This window comes from Brevundimonas diminuta, from assembly GCF_022654015.1.
GTDB classification, from domain to species: domain Bacteria; phylum Pseudomonadota; class Alphaproteobacteria; order Caulobacterales; family Caulobacteraceae; genus Brevundimonas; species Brevundimonas diminuta_C.
Genome location: NZ_CP073063.1, coordinates 1,735,254 through 1,755,193, shown reverse-complemented (window position 1 = coordinate 1,755,193; position 19,940 = coordinate 1,735,254). Strand labels below are relative to the sequence as shown.

General features: G+C 59.9%; 16 protein-coding genes. 3 read left to right on the top strand and 13 right to left on the bottom strand.

The window, feature by feature from the left end:
* Positions 1 to 64: 64 nt before the first annotated feature.
* The 4 genes from KAK88_RS08640 to KAK88_RS08625 all read right to left on the bottom strand — a co-directional run bounded on the left by KAK88_RS08640 (position 65) and on the right by KAK88_RS08625 (position 4,898).
* On the bottom strand, positions 65 to 739 hold the full coding sequence (locus KAK88_RS08640) for a hypothetical protein (protein ID WP_242076341.1): 675 nt from the start codon (positions 737 to 739) through the stop codon (positions 65 to 67).
* Positions 740 to 771: 32 nt separating this feature from the next.
* Positions 772 to 2,643, bottom strand: a complete 1,872-nt coding sequence (locus KAK88_RS08635) for a hypothetical protein (protein WP_242076340.1) — start codon at positions 2,641 to 2,643, stop codon at positions 772 to 774.
* 191 nt (positions 2,644 to 2,834) lie between these two features.
* The gene (locus KAK88_RS08630) at positions 2,835 to 4,370 is read right to left on the bottom strand and encodes a hypothetical protein (RefSeq protein ID WP_242076339.1); all 1,536 of its coding nucleotides are present in this window, start codon (positions 4,368 to 4,370) and stop codon (positions 2,835 to 2,837) included.
* A 12-nt stretch (positions 4,371 to 4,382) separates the two neighbouring features.
* On the bottom strand, positions 4,383 to 4,898 hold the full coding sequence (locus KAK88_RS08625; protein WP_242076338.1) for a hypothetical protein: 516 nt from the start codon (positions 4,896 to 4,898) through the stop codon (positions 4,383 to 4,385).
* 463 nt (positions 4,899 to 5,361) lie between these two features.
* On the opposite strand from KAK88_RS08625, the gene KAK88_RS08620 reads away from it, so the two are divergent.
* Positions 5,362 to 5,916 (top strand): hypothetical protein, encoded by a 555-nt coding sequence (locus KAK88_RS08620; protein ID WP_242076337.1) that lies wholly within the window; start codon positions 5,362 to 5,364, stop codon positions 5,914 to 5,916.
* 126 nt (positions 5,917 to 6,042) lie between these two features.
* On the opposite strand, the gene KAK88_RS08615 is transcribed toward KAK88_RS08620, so the two are convergent.
* From KAK88_RS08615 to KAK88_RS08580, 8 genes are all read right to left on the bottom strand, one after another.
* Positions 6,043 to 6,930: a hypothetical protein gene (locus KAK88_RS08615; protein ID WP_242076336.1), complete on the bottom strand. Its 888-nt coding sequence runs from the start codon at positions 6,928 to 6,930 to the stop codon at positions 6,043 to 6,045.
* A 114-nt stretch (positions 6,931 to 7,044) separates the two neighbouring features.
* A complete protein-coding gene (locus KAK88_RS08610) occupies positions 7,045 to 8,310 on the bottom strand; it encodes an McrC family protein (protein ID WP_052247838.1) in 1,266 nt (421 codons plus the stop codon).
* Between the two features lie 10 nt (positions 8,311 to 8,320).
* Positions 8,321 to 10,462 (bottom strand): McrB family protein, encoded by a 2,142-nt coding sequence (locus KAK88_RS08605; RefSeq protein WP_242076335.1) that lies wholly within the window; start codon positions 10,460 to 10,462, stop codon positions 8,321 to 8,323.
* A gap of 186 nt (positions 10,463 to 10,648) precedes the next feature.
* Positions 10,649 to 11,524, bottom strand: a complete 876-nt coding sequence (locus KAK88_RS08600; protein ID WP_242076334.1) for a hypothetical protein — start codon at positions 11,522 to 11,524, stop codon at positions 10,649 to 10,651.
* A complete protein-coding gene (locus tag KAK88_RS08595; RefSeq protein WP_242076333.1) occupies positions 11,521 to 12,324 on the bottom strand; it encodes a hypothetical protein in 804 nt (267 codons plus the stop codon). Before KAK88_RS08595 ends, KAK88_RS08600 begins: the two co-directional genes overlap by 4 nt.
* A 133-nt stretch (positions 12,325 to 12,457) precedes the next feature.
* Positions 12,458 to 13,696, bottom strand: coding sequence for an MBL fold metallo-hydrolase (locus KAK88_RS08590; protein ID WP_242076332.1), 1,239 nt, complete (start codon positions 13,694 to 13,696; stop codon positions 12,458 to 12,460).
* Positions 13,693 to 14,682 carry a hypothetical protein gene (locus KAK88_RS08585; protein WP_242076331.1) on the bottom strand — a complete coding sequence of 330 codons (990 nt, stop codon included), beginning with the start codon at positions 14,680 to 14,682 and terminating at the stop codon, positions 13,693 to 13,695. The genes KAK88_RS08590 and KAK88_RS08585 overlap by 4 nt, the downstream gene beginning before the upstream one ends.
* Before the next feature lie 46 nt (positions 14,683 to 14,728).
* Entirely contained in the window at positions 14,729 to 15,298 is a 570-nt protein-coding gene (locus KAK88_RS08580) for a hypothetical protein (protein WP_242076330.1), read from the bottom strand.
* Between the two features lie 153 nt (positions 15,299 to 15,451).
* Between KAK88_RS08580 and KAK88_RS08575 the strand changes: the two genes are divergently transcribed.
* The gene (locus tag KAK88_RS08575; protein WP_242076329.1) at positions 15,452 to 16,387 is read left to right on the top strand and encodes an exonuclease domain-containing protein; all 936 of its coding nucleotides are present in this window, start codon (positions 15,452 to 15,454) and stop codon (positions 16,385 to 16,387) included.
* Between the two features lie 23 nt (positions 16,388 to 16,410).
* Positions 16,411 to 17,058: a uracil-DNA glycosylase family protein gene (locus KAK88_RS08570; protein ID WP_242076328.1), complete on the top strand. Its 648-nt coding sequence runs from the start codon at positions 16,411 to 16,413 to the stop codon at positions 17,056 to 17,058.
* Positions 17,059 to 17,283: 225 nt separating this feature from the next.
* On the opposite strand, the gene KAK88_RS08565 is transcribed toward KAK88_RS08570, so the two are convergent.
* Positions 17,284 to 19,857, bottom strand: a complete 2,574-nt coding sequence (locus KAK88_RS08565; RefSeq protein WP_242076327.1) for a hypothetical protein — start codon at positions 19,855 to 19,857, stop codon at positions 17,284 to 17,286.
* Positions 19,858 to 19,940 lie beyond the last annotated feature (83 nt).

Sequence of the window (19,940 nt, the reverse complement as noted above, 5' to 3'; positions counted from 1 at the left end):
TACTAAATTCGGCCAACGTTAGAGGTGCGACGGGACGTGTTCGTCCCGTCGCTTTCGCCCGCACTCAGAGCTCTACCGGTCTTGGTTCTGCAGTATGTGCATCAGCTGGCACTTCGACGCCGCCCCTGCTCAACAACGCTCTCAGCGGTCCAGCCATAGACCGTGCGAGTTGAGCTTGTTGAGTGAGCAATCCGCCAGCGGTTCGAATGCTCCCGACACGACGCAAGAGCATGGGATTGGATTGCATGCTGCTAACGAGCTGCGGTGCTTGTTGGGCGAGCTGAACGTTGCGAGCCATGCCCAGCGCGAAGTTGTAGGCTGCAGATAGCATCTGCTGTTGCTGGTCACGCGTCAAAGAGTCGTACTGCGCCTGCGCTGCCTGAGCATCACCCATGTTGAGCGAGACAGCCTCTGCGTTGGCAGCAAACGAAGCGCGTTGTGCATTGAGTTCACCGATGTCGCTTGCACCCTGAATGGCTGCGATTTCAGCCCGGCGAGCATCGCGCTCTGCATCCGTGTCCGCGGCACTCGCCAAAACCGAAGCTGCGACCATCATGAACTTTGTGGTTTCGATCGTCTCCGCAAGAAACGCGTCCGGATCGACCGACGCCGCCCCAGATGTGCGCGCACCACCAGGCAACATGCCGCGCATCTGCGCAAGCTGCGCCGATGCAGGCATAGAAGCGGCCAACACTGACGTCCCGAGCAGTAGCGCAATGGCCAGATTTGTTTTCTTCATTAGATAGTCCCCTCTTATTAGTCTGTGTTCGCCTACTGCGGCGGAACGAGTTGGCGCGCCGCATCACGCGTGAGCTTTGTGATTTCGTCAGCGAGGTCGATTTGGAGCGACCGGTCGCGGTACTCGGCGGTCGCGTCAGCCGGTACGCCAGTGGCCGTCAGCGCCGCTTGTAGGCCGCCTCCGCCAACACGCGCGCCACCTGCTCGCAGAGTGTAACCTGCGGTAAGATCGTAACCGCCAACAACGCTGCCCGCTCGGGCAGGCCGGTCCCCACTGAACGTGACCTGGTGAACGGGTTCGAAGCACACATCAGCTTGGGGGAGTGCGACGGCACCTAACTCTGAGACGCCTGCGAACTGCCTCTCTAGCTGGAAACGCTGCAGTTCTTGATCGAAGGTCGCGATATGCACCGCGCCTTTGAACTCTCCCGCAAAGCTGTTCACAGCGATGAGCTCGAACATCGGCTGTGTAACCGTCCCCCTCACACTGAAGCTCGGTTTGCCGTCAGTCATGCACTGAGAGAATATGCGACGAGACTGAGATCCTCTCCCAGCCGCTTCGTAAGCGACTTGATCTCCATCTTGTATTCTCGGGGTATCCACTCCCGAATAGCGCGCCACAGCATCAGCACCATCGCTAGAAACCACTTCGAGAGTGGTCACCGGGACCCACACGTCTCCGTCGATTTCGGAAACGCGCCCAACGCGACGAATAACATCAAGTGAGACACCAGGGCTCAGCACACCGCCAGGATCTGAGATGCGCACGTCACTGCCGGTTTGCCTCGTGTCCAAGCGCAATGGTGACGGTCGGAATGTCGTCGATAGCTGCTCAGCCGCTCTGACAATGGCGTTGTTGACCGCCGCATCACGTCGTTGAGCGCTAGACGGTGCCATCCCTCCAACGATTTCATCGATCTGCTGATCAACCCCCTGAGCGGCAAAAACCACCCTGCCTTCGTGGTTGATCACTTCGACGAACGCCCGCGCCTCCTGAACGCGCCGACGAATGTCGCGTACATTTGTGTCTGTCTCTATCGGCTCTAGCGCTGAAACAGACAGCCGTAGAAAATAGTCAGGCAGGCTGCGTAGCCGACCTGAGACACTAGCTTCTGTTAGTGCTGGCTCGCGTATTTGGAGAAGGCTCGAGTTCACAGGCATGACGGCAAAACCTGCTGAGCTGCCTAATGCGTCTTCCATTCGGGTCGTCAGGTAGTCAGGTGCCAAGCCTTCCGTCGTTTCCGCGACGACGACCATCATAGATGGGCGAGCGAGGTTTTCGACAGGCTGCGCCACCTGTCGGACCAAGGTCTGGCCAACTGTCAGCTCGCCGAGAGCTGGTTTGACGATCGAGTAATTTGCATCGGCGAAGACGACAGTAGCGTCAGGTCCAATCTGATCGCCTTCTTTAAGTCCGCCACGACGGCCTACATCGAGCACATAGTGATCGCCGACCCGTCTACGCACCACACCGCTGATTGCATTCGGTCTAAATCGAGCGGCAGCGGCGTCGACTAGGGTTGAGATGGCGCGATTGAAATGATCGGGAAACTCCGCGGCAGCCCGCGCCTCAAACCCCACCGCTGTCGTTTCGCCTTGCACATTCGTGGTCAGATTTTCGACCATCATCACTTCGCCAGTCAGCACGTTGGTCAACAACAGACTGATGGTAATTGGCATGTGCACATCGAGAACGCTGCGCTTAGGCACCGTCCATAAATCAGCTCTCGACAGATGAAATGATGCGACGACCGTTTGGGACAGCATCGCTTCGCGTGTCAGGCCGGCTGGTAGTGGTTCGTCCAAACGTAGGCGAATGGCTTCGCCAAACCGCGAGATCATCAGTGACTGGAACTGCCTGCCCCAGGCCGCGCGTTGCTCGACGCTTTGAAACTGATCGCACAAGGCGGGGGCGATACGAACAGTTGGTGTTGTAGGGTCAACGGCTGAAGCTGCAGCTTCGACATCACACGCAGAGTGTTCCGGACCATACAAGCCCGCGATTGGATGGATTCGAAGAAGTGCGTCTTGAGCTTTAGCAGGCCCCGCGATGACAGCGTTGAGCGCTAAGACACTGATCGCGCAAGCTTGAAGCCTCAGCACCCCGAAAGACACACGATCACTTGTTGGCCAACGGACTCGGTTTCCATTGCGGAAAAGGCAGGATTGTTGCGAAGACGCTGGTAGAGCGCGAGGTGCAATGGCGTGGAGCCGCCGTATCGAACCTGCATATCCATTTGGCCATCGGCTTGACCGAGGAACGCTTGGCTTTCGACACCTGGCAGGCCTGTCAGGGCATCCAAGAAATCGGCTTGTGCGGCCATCGTGAGTTCAGCAGCGCGAACTGTAAGCGTGTAATCGGATGCGCCAGTGGCTGCCGCAACGCGTTGGACCTGATTTCTAGATTGGCGGCGCCAATAGTTCTGAATGCGCGGGCCCATTTCTTCGGCAGCCTGTCTCGCCAATGTCGAAGACAGTTGGCTCGCGCAGAGCTCGTAGCTGCTCGCTGACATTGGTGCAGAGACATTAGCGGACGCGACGTCTGCCATATCGGCCGTGGCGAATGTCGTTGCGGTCAGCATACCGCTGCAGTTGGCGGCACCAGTCGCGGGGTTTCGTCCCTCGTAGCGGACGGAAAGTTCCCCACCCATGAAGAACGGCGCGTCGGCGCTACGTGAAGCGTGTGCGAAGAACTCCCGAAGGCGGCCTGACTGGCGAAGGTCGCCGTAAAGAGGCGTCGGCCCTGGCGAGAATTCAGCGAGCGTGCCGACAGCATTGCTGGTCGCCACTCCGTACCTTTGCAGACTTCCTGTCAGCGACGCCATCGCAGCAGCGCCTGTTTGGCTCGACGCTGCCGACTGGTAGGTAACACGCTGACGATATCTTACATCATCGTGCGTGCTCGCCTGGACGTCGGTTCGATCAATCAACGAACTCGATGCCGAAGAGGCCGACGAACTACGTGATCGTGACGCGCTTGCCCCACTCGCCGAACCTCTAACAGCAGCCGACCCATATCCGTCGCTGTAACCCGCGGCAGAAGACCCTCTGTATGTACTCCCACTTGCCGCGCTCGCGCTCGATGCCGACTGCCGTCGCTCCGAAGCAGCCAGCACTGATGTGTCGTTAAACGATGAACCGGTGCTGCGATCATATTCGGTCACCACCTCGACAGGGCGCTCAAAATCTTGCGCCGTCCCGATCGATTCATCGAGAAGCACAATAATGCGCTGCTCCTGTCCACCCGCACGGTCGAGCGAGGACTGGATCCCTTCGTCGTCGAGCAGCTGTTGGAACCACGCTCGATCGACGCGAGCAGAAAGCGTCGTCCTAAACTCCTGCCCCACTCTCACCGACGATCGATCGACGATCATATCGGGTCTTATCTGCGCGGCGAGACGGCGAAGCACGTCAGGCGACAGCTCTGCAATGCGTTCATCGCCGAGAACTTGTCTCGCAATCGCGCGCACAAGCTCGACCTTCGCACTGTCTTCGGCATGCATGCGAACCGCATCTAGGTCACGAGTAACCGGTGCTGATCCAATACCGCTTATGACATTGTCTTGGGCGATCAGGGGGGTAGCGATCAGACCAGCAGCCACGAGGCATGCTGTGAAGCAGGTGTTACGCATTGGACCTCAGATCTATTGGAGTTCGAGCACGACGTCGCCGGCGCGGACGTAGCCACCCGAGGAATCTTCTACGATCTCGACGTCACCGGCGCGGATGCTTTCACGCGCGTTGTTTGCTCCGCGGTAGTTCGTTCGCGCAGCTGTTGGCTGGAGCTTCGAGCGAAGGTCTGCAAAGGCGTCGCTGGTGCGAACGCTCACAAACGCCGAGCTCGCCAGTGCAACGCCGGGCTCGGACAGACCATTGTCGATTGCGCGCTGAAACGCCGCCGCCGCATTGCCCGAGTTGCCGAGATACCCCTCCGCCTGCGCGGCAAGAAGGTGGATGTCTGGAGACGCTGGAAACGTGACTTGCGCGCTCTTGGCGAGCGTTGACGCCTCGCCATAGTTTTTCTCTGCGAGCGACGTTCGAATGTTCGAGATGGTACGCTCGAGATCGGCTTCTGGCTGCTCGACGGCTTGCGGCTCCGAAGCCTCATTCTCTCTCGAACAACCGACAACCGCAGCCAAGACCGCAACCGCGACCAGCATGGCCACCGACCGCCCACGCACAACCTTTGATGACATGCTCGCCCCTCAAGCGATTCCCCCGAACCGCCGTTCTCTATGTCTAAGTTGAAAGCAGCGACATGCGCAAGCGCGAAAAGGGCTACAATGCGAACGGCACTGAGCTTCGCTTTGAACATCCTAAAGCTGGTACTAGAAACACAAACATAAAGTCAGAAATTGCGCGTCTGATGATGTTTTGTTTGTGATTTTTTAAGCTCAAGCTGCAGCGTGTCGACTGTTCGGCAATGTGGTGTTGTTGCTGCAAATCATACCGCAGAACCGCGACTGTCCAATCGAACGCGCCCACCGTACCAACGTTTGCCGACATCACGGGGCGGACGACACGCCTCCTGAACTCCATTTTAACTTGTATGCCGTTGATTTCAGGCACTGGAGACTGGGAGGGGCGGCTGGTCGCCGCTCTGGTCATGAGGCGGGACAATCAATGATCCTGAGACTGGTAATCGTCGCTGCGACGCTCCTCTTTGCAAACGGCGCGCATGCGCAGACCTTTCCCGAAGATGACGAGTACATCAGTCACGGACGGTGGGCTGCCTCTGAGGAGGGGCTTGGCGGCAGTGCGCGCACTGACAGTGAAGGCGGTTGGGCAGGTCTAACGGTTGGACGCATGTCATCGCCGACGATGAACGCGATCGAGTTTGTCTATGAGTTCGGCACTTATGATGCTGAGTACGTCGCTGCGCATCGACGCTTTTTCGGACGTAACATTGCGGCTCAGGTGAGCTTGAACGTCGACGACCAATCATTTCGCCCAATGAGTGCGATCATGGAGGCTGCCGACGATGGTGGCCTATTCGTGAGAATGACCTTCTACGACCCCTCGGACGAGACTTCGCCCGACGTTTGGGAAAACTCGTGTCCAGTTGTGGCAGCTATTAGCAACGCGCGTACGATCAGCGTCACGGTACCGCCAGAAACAGAGGGCTGGCTGCCACTTACAGGCCGAGGATCTAGCGCGGCACTTGCCGACGTCTGCTGACACCGCTGAGCGTCGGTCATCCGATTTTGGAACGCTCTGTCTGCTTCTCTTTCCAAAACAGACAGTGCGTTCCAACGATGGGCTGGGCCAGGTGACCTCTCAGTGCGATTGTCTAGATGTGCACTATCAGGCGCGCCGGCACTCTTCGGCGGTTATCGACTCAGCTGGTGATACGTCGATCGCCGGCCGCGTGATGCTCAGAAGCTGCCCGTCGAGAGTGATCTCGAACGTCTGCGCGCTGATACGCACGTCGACCTGACCAAAGTGCAGCTGACGGTGATGGTTGGCGCAGACGGTCAAGATGTTCGATGCCGCGAGCGAACCTATCTCACCCTTCGATACCGGCATGACGTGGTGCGCCTCGACATAAGGTTCACCTGAGCGCTTCCGAAACCCGATCGGATCGAGTTGCAGCGCTTCACAAACCTGACAGCGATAACCGTTTGCTCTCTTCACCCAATCGCCCACCGGTCCGCGCTCGATGTAGCGACTGACCTTCTCTCTCACCTCGGGAGCCGCCGCTCCGTACTTGGTCTCCAACTCAGCCAACAGGTCGCCTGAGAGTGTTGAAGACGGAGGTAGCTGCAGATCGTCGTTGGCGGGGGAATCCGCGGCCGCTCCCTGGTGATCCGCGGAGGCCGCGCTTAGACGAACCTCTTCAAGCACCACGGCGCGTCCTTGGTCGAGGTCGTCCTTCAACGAGGCCCGTGTCGCCGTATTGCGCCACAACTTCGGTGCGCTCAGGTTGCCGTCATTGATGACATCGCCGGCCGCCGACGGGCTATCGAACCGATGATCGCGACTGAAGATGTAGAGATCAGCATCCGTCGGATGAGGTGCCAGGACGCCTTGGCTGACGAGGGTGTCTCGCTTCTCCCTGCCGCGCTTTACGTTCGCTGGCCCGTCTCGCAGAGCAGTCGAACCAGCAGTGACCACGAAGTCTGGTCGAAGATCATCCGAGAGCGGATAACCGAATGCTTCTGCCTTGCCTCGACGTAGAACGTACGCGGTCATACTCACCTCTCTCAAGCGCCCACCCCTTCGGCACGAAGGCGCACACGGGCACCTCGGTAGCGAGCCGAATCGGGACCGGCACACGCTGCTGCAAAGCGGAGCTTCCTACTAGGTTCAGTGGCGTACCGGGTGGGCGGCGAGTTCGGGTGCTAGGAAGGGCAGCGACACGGTGCGGTCGAAGAGATCGAACGGAACCACGTGCAGTCTGAGCTCGGATGAGAAATGAAAGGGCTCGAGAGTCGCCGGGAAGCTGGCCGTGCGCGGGTAGACGAGGAACATTTCTCCCCGACCCTCTAGGTACGCATGGCCGTAGGCGAACAGCTGGTAGAAGTCGTCTTGGCTCAGCTGATAGTTTTTCGCCTGGACGTCCAAAAGCTTCCACTTAGCGTCGATGACCCAAGTCTCCTGGCCATCGGAGGCGAGGATATCTGGCTTGAGCCTGAACTGACCTCTCGCCTTGTGCTCGCACAGATGACGATCTGCTTTTTGCGACTCGATCAGAATGCCTGGCGGCGCCCCCTTTCGCAGCGATGCCAGCACGTAGTTCTCGAACAGCCGTTCCATCGGAAACAGCATGCTGAACCCTTCGTGGCGTCCTGATACCGCAAACGGCGTCTGTCTGAGCAAGATGAGCTCGCACAGCGGTTTGATCCCCGCATAGTCCGCCATCAATCGGTCCGGCGACCAGGCGCTAAGATCTGCAGAGACTGACCGGCTCACGGACACATCGCTAAGCAGAATCGAGAGCTCATGCGCCCGACGCCAATTGTCGCTGACACGCGTCGAACGCAGCACATGTTCTACCGCTGACCGGATCAGACGATTTTCGGGCCGATCGAACGAATAGACGTCGTGTCTATGCGCGACGAGGTGCGCACCCGCTGGTCCAGCTCGAATTTGTCTCGGCACGTCCAACGCGCCGCGCAGGAATGGCCCTCGGTCGTCGACGCGATAGTAGCTCTGCCTCAGCCCCCGCTTGATCAACAACGATGCTTCATCGAGAAATCGCGACGCCAGCCATTCGGGCAGAGGCACGCTGAAGGTCTCGATCTCGGCGAGCGAACCGATCCGCGGCGTCAACTTGAGCGCCTCGGCGATCATGCGCACCATCAAACGGCGCGCCTCCGCAGTATCCTCCTCATCAACCGCGTACTTCGGCAGTATCTCCAGCCGTGTTCCGCAAGGGGTGTCGATCACACCTACGTAGTTGGCGACCTTCAGAGTTCGTGCGCTGTCGAAGCTCACCAGGCCGGCGCCCTCAGCGCCCTGCGTCGCATGGTCTGCAAGCCAACAGAACGCAGACTGGCTTATCGTGACGTGATCGAGCGTAGGCGCAACGACATCGGTCGTCAGTCGAGCAAACTCACGAACTGTCGGCATGGGGGTGCAACTAGCCGATGATGGACTGATAGGCGGACGGGCGGTCGAACGCTTCGGGGTTGACCCGCCACGAACGAGCCGTCGGCACTTCAAGGTTGCCGTCTCCGAACAGCTCGGCCGCACTTCCCTCCTGTTCGATTATGAAGCGATCCGACGTCGCCGCCTTACGATGGTCGTTCAGAACCAGTCGAATGCGCTGCCAATCATCGAAGAAGTATTCTTGCAGCAGCGGGATGATCTGGGTCGCGAACACCTGCTTTAGCTGCCGAACATCATCGTCCGCCGTCAGCCCGATGAAATATGCGTGGCCGAGGCGATGATCGCGATCGAGCAGCGCCTCGATCCGTGCGTTCATGACGTCCAAAAGCTTGCTGACATCTACGCCAGCTATCTCCACACCCTCTAAGCTGCGCGAGTCTGGCTCAACCTCGACGAACACAAAGCGTCGGCGAAGAGCGATGTCGACGGTCGCCAACGAGCGATCCGCGGTGTTCATCGTGCCGATGATATGGAGACCGCTCGGGAGGCTAAACGGCTGTTTCGAATAGGGCAGCACGGCGCTCAGTGCCTCGCTCGCGCCAGCGCGCTTCGAGTGTTCAACGAGCGTGATCAGCTCGCCGAAGATTTTCGAAACATTTCCTCTATTGATCTCATCGATGATGAGCACGCCAGGCCGGTGTGGTCCCGCCGCCGTCTTCGACTGAATGGCTTCGAGGATGTGGGGGAGAACGTTGTTGTAGCCGTTGACGATGTACTTCTCCAGCCGGCTATCCTCGACGCGAGAGAACACCGTCTTCTCTCTCACGTCTGCGAGCGTGATCGTCCCCTCGTCCACCAGCGATTTTAGCTCGTCGATGATGGCCCAAGGCAGCGGCAAGCTCGAGCCATTCGGCTTCTCAAGCCAGAGGATTTCGTCCGTTGAACGAGTTACGACATATCCGCTGGCGAACTTCGTGCCGGTCTCGATCTTGGGGACATCCTCGAGCGCTCTGCAGAACGACTTCAGCACCCCATCAGCGACGACGTAATTAATCGAACCGTCGGCGCGCACTTCAGCTCGTAGGCCTTCAACGAAATCCTCGTAGCTGAAGCTCTGATGAAAGGTCACGAAACGGATGCGGCCGGCTGAGGTGAGGTCATCAAAGCGCGCTTTGAGCGCCTCACGATCACTCTCGTTGGCGCTAGCGAATGCTGGATCGAGGATCTGAAGCGCGTGGTCGATCGTCTGGTAGGTCTTTCCGGTCCCAGGCGGTCCATACAGAATCTGGTTCAGAGGCGTGCGGTGGTCCGAAACAGTATCCGGCGCAGCCCACTCCACCTTCCGGGACTCCGCCTTTAGCTCAGGCAGCGCCTCCGCCGGCGACCAGACCTGACGATAGACTTCCTCGTAAAAGTCTATGGGCGTCCCAGCGGTGGTCTCAAGCTTCTGGCGGAGCTCGAGCATGGCACGGTCCAATTCCACTTTGGACAGCTGCTTGAGCGCCCGACGATCATGTCCGCCAAGGCCGGTCAGAATCCGGCGAATGTCGCCTGGGCTGGCGATACGCTCGAACTCATCAGGGAAGAGCAAGAATGGCAAAATATGCTTCAGCTGCCGGTAGCCTTCATCCGGTACGCCATCGAGCCATTCGGCAAAACGCCAAGCGTCTGCCAGCAACTCACGCTGGTCGGTCTCGGAGAGCGCCTTAAAGGCCAGCATCGCGTTGATGAAGAACCTGAGCTCCCGCGGCCTATGCGCAAGGAACCCCGGCCCTGCCGAACCGATCCCCTTCAGCAAGCTCCGATCCAGCATTGGATGGTCATCCGCCAGCGTCTCACCCGACCACCCCCAAGCATCCATGATCGCAGCGCGCTTCGACTCGGGACCGATGTTGCTAGGGAACAAGTTCATGACCCACAGCATCTCAGCGACGAGTTGACAGGCGTCAGGCGAAGCGTCTGCGAACTGCCGCTGAAGCTTGGTCTGAAAGCGGTCCTTGGTCGCATCCGGTCGCCCATTGAAGTGCGCGTCGACCTCGACCAATAGCTCATGAGTCCACAAGCGGCGTTCCGCCAACACCGAGATGTCGGAAAGCAGACTGCGGTCGCGCCAGCGGCGAGCGGCGTCGAGGGTTGCGGGGGCGTTCTGATGATAGGGATTGTGCCGAGACAAATGTGCCCCCTTAACCTACGGTCTGAATGCGATTCGAACGTGAGCTTAGAATGGGTCCAACGGCTCGTAACGCCGGAGGTCCACTGCCCATACTGGGCGGAACTGCGCTCACAAAGGTGTTGAGCTTCTCATGGTATGCGCCAAGGCCGGCACCGTGGGCCCTCTCGGCTGAACGATCGAGCATCATTAGAGCGACGCTTTGCCGACGATCGACCACGCCTGCAGCGCAGATCCATCCGGCTCCAGGGCTGGCTTAGTCGGGAAGATCGCTTCTTTGCCGAGCAGCACGACGTCGATGATGTAGAGCAGCAGGTGGTGATCGAATGCCGTGTCCGTTTCGCCGTACTGCGATGGATCGCGGTTCACCCTCGCTCGGCTGAGCCTAAGCTGCGCGCCTCGCCACTCCGCTTCCACTTCATAAATCACAATGCCAGTCCAACTCCGTCGAAACGTAAGCACCCCTTCGGCGAGATAGATGAACCATTTCTCTTCCATCGCAGTCGGTGTGAACCCCCGCCCGATGAACCAGGAATCTAGCTCGTCGTAAGTGCGGTTTAGGTCGAAGTTCTCACACTGCGACGGCAACGTCGGCTCGTTGGCAGGGAAACTCGTGGGTGTCGCCCCCGCCAGGACGGCCTCAGGCGAAGCGCCGAATACGCGCATAAAATGCTCTTCCGCGCTTTGCTCCACCGGAGCTTGGTCTTCGATGATAAGTTGGGGCCCTTGGACCGGTCTGCGGCGCAGGTGTTCACCGCAGTAGCTCCCCATCCAATCAAGCGTGACCTCGCAGATCACGACCGCCACCGATTGGCCGTTGGTCGACCAGCGCGCGACAAGGTGGTCAGCTTCACGTTGCATCACCTGCAAAACCAGGTTGGTTCGGACGGCACCGCCGGGGTTGACAGGTTTGATGAGCGTCAGCTCAAGTAAGCCGTTCCCGGTCTTCAGTGGCTTGATCTCAATTAGAAGAATCGGCCCTACCGGCCAACGAGACGCATGCGCTGGCACCTCGATCCATCCGTACCAACACCCGCTTTTCAGTTCGAACGTGTCGGTCTTCATGCGCGTCGCTCGGCGACTGTAAGTTCGCCCGATGGTGCTGAGGGGCGTCCAAGTCCAAAGTACGCACGCTCAACGTCGACCGCGCGCCAGCTGCGTTCTGAACCATCCCAATCCAGCCAGAGGCGCCCGTCTCGATTGAGATCGCTCGCTTTGGAAGCGCAGAGTTGAGCCCACCCTGCATAGGCCGACGCTTTTTCGGCGAGCCTATGCTTGCCGGCAGTGGAGACATGCAGGGCCCTTAGCCGGTTGTCGTCCGAAGCGCCGAGACGCAGCGAGATCACCTCGTCGTAGACGCACGCCGTCTCAGGAGACGCGAACGCGAGCAATTTCGAAGCAAACGCTAAACCATGATGCTGCAGCGACATCGCCTCGTTGATGGCCGCCTGTCGGTCTCCTCGGTCGAGATGAGCTGAGAAGATGCGCACTTTTTCGACGATGGTGCTCGCCTCGTCGGCCTTACGCTGGCCGAGACCAGCGATGTTTTTTGCACGGGCGAGCGCCCGCGCGGTCGTGAGCCGACCGCCCCTCCCCTGCGCAAACCCCCAGAAGGTGACAGACGCCACGCCAAGCAGCACGTCATCATCATTCTGCGATCGCAACAGCCCAGCGTGGTGCTGATCCAGGTCCCACGACGGCCACGAGGCGAACGCCGACGCCTGGCACTCGAGCGGCCCTGCGAACTGGACCGGCATGTCCCAGAGAGCCGCCTGAGCGCCTGCAATTTCGGAGCGAACGAGCCGCAGCGGCGCGTACGCATAGGCATTTCGCGCGCGCGTCAGCGCTTCATGATCATCGAACATACCCTTATATCCCCCTGCTCGGTCGCCAAGCGACGGTCGCACTCTAAATCAGAGATACGTCAGAATCGGACGTATCGTTGCGCTGCGGTCGAGTGCGTTTGACTGAATGTACCCTGAGCGCTGGTTTCGGCGCTCACAGCTCGAGCGGTTGACCGTCGACCAGTCGCGTGATCGGGGGAAACCCCTTCGCGTCGGTGTCCCACGCCACCCCGTGTATCGGCACCATCGTCTTCGGTTTCATCGCGTTGGCGAATGCCCGCAAATCAGACGGTGACGCATGACCACTGGTGTGCAGATGCTTGGCGGTCGCACCGCCCTGGTCGAACCAGTTTTGCAGCCGTTGGCCATCCTCGTTCTTGAGATAGCCGCGCCACATCGCGTAGCTCCACGCCTCGTCAGCCGTCGGCGTGACGCCTGCCGCTTCGTAGTCTTTGATGAGCGACGGTCGCGTCATGATCACCCATTTCTCGGGCGACTGCGCCAGAGCCTTGGCCGAGATCCCGTTGGCCGCCATGCGCGTCACGAACGCCTCGTCGCCCTTGCGCTTGTACAGACGCGAGAACGCACTGGTGATCACGACCTTGATCGACGCCCAATCCGGTTGCGGTAGTCGCCCATGCGCCGCCAACGCATCGAGCACTTCAGCCGTATAGAGATCGATCACCAGCGTGCGCTTGGTCTTCAGGCACGCGCGATAGAGCGTTACCGTGCGGTCGATGTTTTGTGCCGACCACGCGACAAACACTCTCCCCTTGGTCGCACGAAACAGAGCGACGTAGTCGTCTTCGAGATCGGACTCGGTCATGCATGGTTTGTCGCTGCCGAGGTTGGTCCCCTCCATCAGCAGCACGTCGAGATCCGCTGGCGGCGACGCCATAAGACGCTCGACCAGCTTCGACTTGCGACCGTGTGTTCGGAAATCCCCTGAGTAGAGCACCCGCTTGCCCGCTGCCTCGATCAGCAGCATGTGCGCGTCGAATGCAGAGTGGTCGGTCAGGTACGGCGTGACCTTGAACGGTCCAATCTGATTAGCCTGACCGGTCGTCCACGACCGAAAGTCGCGCTGCATCGGTTGGCCGAAGATCCCCGCCGTCAGCTGCATCAACCGCTCGGTCGCCGCCCCGCTGTAAATCGGCCAGTGCGCCGGCGTCTCCTCGAGCAGACCGTAGTGATCCTGGTGAGGGTGAGAGATCAGCACGCCGTCCAGCGGTCGCTCGCGATCGAGCGTCGCGGGTAGCAAGCCAACCGCATCGTTGGGCGCGTCGAGCGGTCGGCCGACGTCGAGAATGATCCGTCCCTCGTCGGTCGAGAGCTCAATGCAGTTGCCGCCGATTTGGTCGGTGGCGCGGTGAACGGTGAGACGAATTGTCAAACAAGAACTCCGAGGTTCATTGGACCTGGTGCTCCCAGCTCGACCATCCGCAGATCGACCTCTGCCTTCAGTACCTGCCGATGCAGGTCCCAACGAGTCTCGCTGAAATCTCCGCAGCTCATCACGATGAGTATGGCATGCTGAGGGACAGCGAGATGGTCGCTCACCGACGCCTCCACTATCGCCGACCCAAGAGGCATCGCGGCGCGTAGCGTGCCTGCCATCTTGTTCAGTTCAACAAGCGTCTTGGCGGTGTTCAAATAGGCTTGGCTGATCGCCTCGCGGTGCGCCGGTTTCGCTAGATATGCTTGGTATTGAGAGAGCTGCTTAATCACTTCCGGCTTGACCGTCAGGTTCTGTCCCGAGCAACGCACCCGAGGATCTCCAACGACTTTGACTTCGCCAAAAACGAGCTCGAGCCCGTCTGCGGATCCCTCTATGGCGACTAGATCCATTCGCGGGGCGGACTTATTTTCTTCCCATGCCGGCAGTGCCATCTCGAGATCGATCACGCCGCTGTTTTCGGAAACGCTTAGCAGCTGATCTACGAGCGATTTCTCGTCACCCTCTTTAGTGAAGTGGGCGTCGACCACCTTGATCCAGGCCTTCAGGGAATCGATCCCGTCGTAATTTCGCGAAGGCGATTTCGCGTGCGTGATTTCGGTCGTCTTCAGACGCGCATACCGCAGGTTCGGTAGGCTGCGCTCAGCGTCGCTGACGACATATTTGGCGTGTACCGAGAGATGCGGCTCACCACCCTTGCTGAACGCAACGCGCGCGACCGACTGCCCCCTTCGGTAGAAGTTCAGATACCCGTCGCGAACGGCAAGCCTCAGCCCGTAGTCGCCCGTCTCATGACCGCTTGGCCGCCACAGATAGAGTAGATCCCTCCACCAGTGCCGCTGCAACTCCATCGCACGCGCGAGTCCGGCCATCTGAACCTCGGAGAGACCGCGCGCGAACGGTTTTGGCTTCGACTGACTCATGCGGCTCGTTCCGGTCTTAATGCTACGAAGTTGAAATACGGGCGCATTAGTTGCTCGTGGCGACGACGCGACAGCATGTTGGATCGATCACGAACCGTTGGCGCACGGCGAGCAGCGTAGCTTCGTCGTCTACAAGTTCGGCAGGCACCGACATGAACCAGGTTCGAAGACGAGGCACGTACTCGACGTAGCCGCGCGGCCAATAGTTGCTTCGCGCGCTTTCAACGCAGCTACGCTGATGCGGCGTGAGGTGCTGCTCGTCGTCGCCCAACATTTCCCAGCAACGGTCGAACGACATGTAGGGGTCTAGGGCGAGAAACTCGTTGTCGAGAAGCTCAGCATCCTTAAAGGCCCGGCGAAAACTCACGATTTCGGGCTGGCCGTGACGAGGGCGAACGACCCAGAAGCGCCCGACATAGTGTTGGCTAGACGTCCAGTGGAGATCGCTCTCAGTGGGTATGGCGGTGCGGCCGCTCGCGACTTCGAGCAGTTTGTAGTGATCATCCGGGTCCAACACAGCACCGGCGTCCTCGACGAACGCGTCGTCGATCGCCGAGTCGTCATAAACTTGCATCTCGCCCCCTCTCCCGCTGCCACACGTATTCACTTCAGCCATCGAGAAGTTTCCAACTTCAACCAAGCGATGTGCACAAGCGCTGAATCGCGCTTGTCTGTCATCTGCTGATTGCGACGGTCGTCGGGCTTGCGACAGTGTTTGACATAGCGCGGCTAGAAAATGCGGCGTTGCTCGGGTTTGGGGGGAAACGAAATGAGTTGGATCAATCGCGTGCTCGGCGGCAACCGCTCCGAGCCATCTCAACGCGCCGCGACGACGCGCGAGCAGGCGCAGTCCGCCCCTGATTTCGTCGTCATCGACGTCGAAACGTCATGCTCTCGCACCAGCAGCATCTGCCAGATCGGCGTCGTAGGCTTTACGGCGGGCGCTGTCAGTTTTGAATACGAGACGTTGGTCGATCCCCGCGACGACTTTTACCACTTTAACGTCGGCATTCACGGCATTGACCGCCACCACGTCCGCGGAAAACCGCACTTCGGCTCGCTGCACGACACGCTGGCGAGCCATCTCGACGGGCGCATCACCGTCGCGCATTCGGCATTTGACCGCGGCGCGTTATCGGTAGCTTGCGCCTTACATCGCAAGCGGGACCTCGAAGCGCGCTGGCTCGACAGCGTGAAGGTCGCGCGACGCGCTTGGCCCGAGCTTCCCAGCCATCGCCTTAACGTTCTCGCCTCGCATTTGGGCCTTGAGCTCAAGCACCACGACGCGCTCAGCGACGCGCGAGCGGCAGGCATGGTCATTGTCAAAGCGATCGACCACACAGGAATTCAGCTCAACGATTGGTTCAGCGAGCTTGATCGACGGTCCCTCGTGCCGAGCGCTTCAGTCAAGAGAGACCGCACCGGTGTCGGCGTGCTTGCCGGCGAGTGCATCACCATCACGGGCGACTTGTCGGTGTCTCGCGGCGAAATGGCCGATCGCATCGCCGCGGCCGGCGGCGCCGTGTCGCCGTCACCTAATCGACGCACGACGATGTTGGTATTGGGCGCTCAGGAGCCATCGACGTTCGCGGGAAAGCTCAAGAGCTCGAAACACCTGAAAGCCGAAGAACTCATCGCGAATGGACAGGCCATAGCCATCTTGACGGAAGCCGAGCTGCTCGACCGAATGGCGAGCGCGGTCTGATCATGACTAGAGTGGAGACGCCGATGGATGCCGAGCGCATTCAACTTGAGTACGAGCGCAGACAGCTCATCGCGCCAGCTCAGCGTTGGGGATGGTCATTCATGTACGTGCCGGCAGCTCGAATGACGTCGGCCAAGGTCGTTCTGATTGGCTTGAACCCCGGCGGCAGCCAGCTCGATCCGCCAAATGAGTGGGACTATCAAAACGGCGAAAACGCTTACGTCGATGAGAGTTGGCGTGGTCTCGAAGCTGGCGAGCACCATCTGCAGGTCGAGGTGCGGTCCTTGTTCGAAGCGCTCGGTGTGTCGGCGAGCGATGTCTTCGCCGCCAACCTGGTGCCTTTTCGGAGCCCGTCTTGGGACCGGTTGCCCGACCGGCGGGGCGCGCTCGCGTTTGGCCGAGAGCTATGGCGGTGGGTTCTGTCGCAGTCGCGGGCACGCGTATTCGTGTCGCTCGGCAAGCGAGCTGGGGAAGAAATCGCTCAGCTGATCGGCGCGACGTTAGAGAGCTCGACCGCCGCAGGCTGGGGGCCGCAGACAATCGACACCTACCGAAACAACGCTGGTCAGGTCGTACTGTCGTTGCCGCACCTCAGCCGATTCAAGATTTTCGGAAATGGTCGAACGATCGCACGCGACCACGTGGCCGAAACAGCTCGGCGCGTGCTCTAGGGCCGCCGCCGACAGAGTCTGCCGCCGATTAGGTGGGTTTGATCTACAGACAGAACGTTTTTCGCTCAGTGTCTTTGTCTTGATGTGCACTGACCGCCCAATGCGGACCTTAAGTACCAATGAGGAAGCCGCGCTCACGGCGACCTGCACAGGGGAAATCAGCGAGGGGAACCTTCGGAACCACCTGTGAGTGACAGATGCGGATCTCCTATCCATAATCTGATCCTAGCTCTGGGAAGCGGCAGCCCACTCCTCATCAAAATACTTGCCGCAGTCTGGGCAAATCACGTTCGTGATCTGATCCGCTGCTGTTCGGTGATAAGTATATTCGAGAGAGTTCTTAAATAGAACGGCCGAACAACCGTAACAGTGAGTGCGCTTGGTTTGAAACCCACAGGCCTCACAGCTGAAGGTCCAATAGCGCTGCCCTGCTGAGGTGCATGTCGCGGTGATGCGACCGACCGCGTGCTTCTCGCCGCATGCAAGGCAGAAGCTCGCGCTTGACCATCCAGTCTGTCTGCACGAGCAGGCGTCTTCGGACGCCTGGGCGCGACCGGAGCCGCGGGTTCTTGGACAGCTCTCGGAGCGGTCGGTGGCCGCGATTTCGAACTCCAGCCTTGGACTGACGTCCCAAGCGACTGGCTCTGGTTTAGGAAACCGCGCCTGAAGCTCTAACCCGATCAATCGACGAAGGTGCTTGCGCGCATCGCCTTCACCAGCGGCCGGCGCGAGGAGAACCGTGCCGCTGCGATGGTTCTCTCCCCGATTATGTCCATAGTCGCAGTGCGGTCCCCAATCGAGCGGAGATGTAGGCCGCGACATTGCGGTGGGCACGGGATGAAGCACGAAAACGCGATCGCCTTCCTGGTCGTAGCGCTTCTCCCTGACCAGCGCCGCGGCGATGTCTGAAAGCTCCCCGGCGCGCCACCGAGTGCGAAACTTGGCGTCAGCAACCAGCCCCGTAACCCCATCGAATAAGCAAAGGTCGAACTCAGCGCGAGCACCATCATCCGCTCCCAGCGCGTCGCGTGCGACGTGTGCAAACCGAAGACGAAAGTCCGGCCGTCGCCCATTTTTCAACAGCGGCTGGATTTCAAGGACCGCGCCTAGTTCGATATCGGGTCGGTAAAGCCTAAGCGCGAACGGTTCCGGCGCACCCGTCACCGCGGAAATGAGCCGCTCCTTCCAGTCGCGCTCAGCCTCGAACCGATAGTCGTCCACGAGGACGGCGAGGATTTTTACAAGGCACCACCGTTCGTAAAGCGCACTTGCGTGCAGCGTGCCGACCCGATCGACCGCATCCAGAGCGCTCGTCCCCAACCCGTCGCCGCGCGCAAGCGTTTCCACCATTCGAAAGGCCGACAGACAGGACGCATAGCCGGGGTGCATGCTGTAGCGTACGCCCGTGGGCATCTGCGCATCACGCCCAACCCCGCGCCTGGCCAGTTCGGCCTCGGTTCGGACAAGTGTAGAAGCGCAGCGATCCAGCGCCGCAGCGAGCCGATTTGTCCGGTCCGCCATGGTTTTCAGCACGGCACCACGACGCTCGGCGGTACGCGACGCTGCCAAAGCTTCAAGTCGTTCTCTTGAGCTGAGCGGCGCCAACCATCCGTTTCGCGCCAGCCCGTCGCGCTTGAGACGCTTGTTATCAACGGCCGTTGTATCCGGCTCGACTTTGGCTATCCGACTAAGGTCGAGAAAGCGGTAGGGCCGATCGTTGCTAGTCTTTTTGACGCTCGATTCTGCGGAGCCGGAAAAAGTGAAATCCCGACAGAAGTGCCTGACGGCTAAAATTGCGCTTTCCACCGCCGGAGGAATGCACATGACTCGAAAATCCACGCCACCGGATGGCTGATCGCCTAGGCGGTCGTAGAAGTAGTGGCCGGGCTTTTTACCGAAGCCGTTTCCGATGCGGATCGGAAACCGTCCCTCCGGTGCATTGGTCACGCTCTGAACTTCGCCCACTGAGCGCCGTACATCTGCAAGACCCGTTTCCAGTTCGGCTAACTGATTGTCGAACACGCCCGGGTCGACACGTCTTGGCTCAAGCCGGCTGAAGGCTGCCGCGCGTAGGGATTCAGTGACAGCGCGCCTTTCAAGAACATTGGCTTGGCGTCCGGCGGTCCCGCCGAGGCCACGGGCGAGGCTGAGACAGACTCCCGCCATATATCTCAAGAACCGATTATCTGGTGTGTCGGCGCACTCTTCCGCCAATCGGCCCGGCAGGCGAGAAGCCTCCGGATCACGGGCGTGCCGGCGAAAGGTCGCGGCGTTGGGGCGAAGGCGACCGGCCCGTGCCTCCGCTATGCGCTCCCGGACTACGGTCGCTGGAGATCTGGCTATGCCAGCCGCCGCAGCGGCGAAGGCATCAAGCGCGGCGACAAGTGGCTTGTCCGGAGCGTCGACGGCACCCGCACCGTCGAAGCCGAGCGCGAGCCACAGGAGGTCGTCCTGAAAGTCGCGTAGATAATCTTCAAGTACAACCCGTCCGCGCTCATGAAGCACAACGACGACGTCCAGCACGACACCGCTGCCCTCTATTCGGAACGATCCAAGACTTCGACTTAGTAGATTATGGTGTCGCTTCGCCTCGACATCCCAGTCCGTAGCTGCGACCCACCAGCGTGTGCCGTCGTCACAGACGGAGAGCAGCGGAACATCTTTTCCGTCAATCGTCTTCCAGACCGGAGCGGCGTCTTCCAACCCGCCATTGAACTGCAGACCAAGCCAGACGTGGTCGTGCGGGAATATGTCAACCTCCAGGCGCAGACCATCGTCCAACCCGATGTCGATCTCCACTGGTTCCGGTGCACACTCGACAGTTCGCGCGCGGCCGGGCCCCTGCCACTCAATGCGAAGGTATCGGGCCGCAATGCCGTTGC